Annotated in this window: 1 protein-coding gene; it reads left to right on the top strand. The window is 73.6% G+C overall.

Translation table 11 applies throughout. The features are described 5' to 3' along the window. On the top strand, positions 1-878 hold an 878-nt coding region (locus tag GH737_RS14910), incomplete at both ends, for a molybdopterin cofactor-binding domain-containing protein (RefSeq protein WP_155265540.1).

Raw genomic sequence — 878 nt, 5'->3', positions numbered from 1 at the left:
GACGTCGGTGCGCGCGTTCGAGGAACCGCTGCGAGCGGCGGCCGCGGTCGCGCGGGCGATGCTGGTCGGCGCCGCTGCGGACCGGTGGAACGCCGATCCCGAAGAGTGCGAGACTGGCGACGGGTTCGTGATGAACCGCGGCCGCACGTTCACTTTCGGCGAGCTCGCCGAAGAAGCGGCGGAGCGAAGTCCACCGGGCAAGACCGGGCCGCGCAGAGGTGCAAGGGGGCGACTGATCGGAAAGCCGCTGCCGCGGCTCGACGGACCGTCCAAGGCCGACGGCAGCTGGCGATTTGCCGGCGATGTTCGGTTGCCGGGGATGCTGTTCGCTTCGGTGCGGGCAGCGCCGCCAGGCGGAAAGCTGACCGGCTATTCGCGCGAGGCTGTCGAGAAGCTGGGCGGCGCGCGCCAGCTCGTCGCCCGCGAGGACTGGGTCGGAGTGGTCGCCGAAAACTGGTGGGCGGCGGAGCGCGCGCTGCACGCCGCCGATCCGGTCTTCTCAGGCACCCGGACGGCGGCGGAAATCCGCCGAGCGTTCGAGCGGGCGCTCGGCGGCGGCGGCGGCCGGCGGAGCTTCAGGCGAGGCGATTACGAGTCCGCGATCGAAGGGTCGCGCCCCCTCGCGGCCACCTATTTCGTCGCCCCGAGCCAGCATCTCGGCATCGAGCCGCTCACCGCCACCGCGCGCTTCGACGGCAGCCGCGTGGAAGTGTGGGCGCCGACCCAGGCGCCGGCGCTCGCCCGGACCGCGGCTGCCGAGGCTGCGAGGGTCGGCGAAGGCCATGTCACGCTTTATCCGATGCCGGTCGGCGCGCCCGCCGGGCGCGCGCTCGAGGCGGACGCGATTCCGTTCGCGGTCGAGCTGGCGCGGCGGGCCA

It is taken from the genome of Sphingomonas segetis (genome assembly GCF_009720245.1).
Classification (GTDB): Bacteria; Pseudomonadota; Alphaproteobacteria; order Sphingomonadales; family Sphingomonadaceae; genus Sphingomicrobium; species Sphingomicrobium segetis.
The sequence above is the reverse complement of the archived record's forward strand: the minus strand, read 5'-3'. Positions and strand labels throughout refer to the sequence as shown.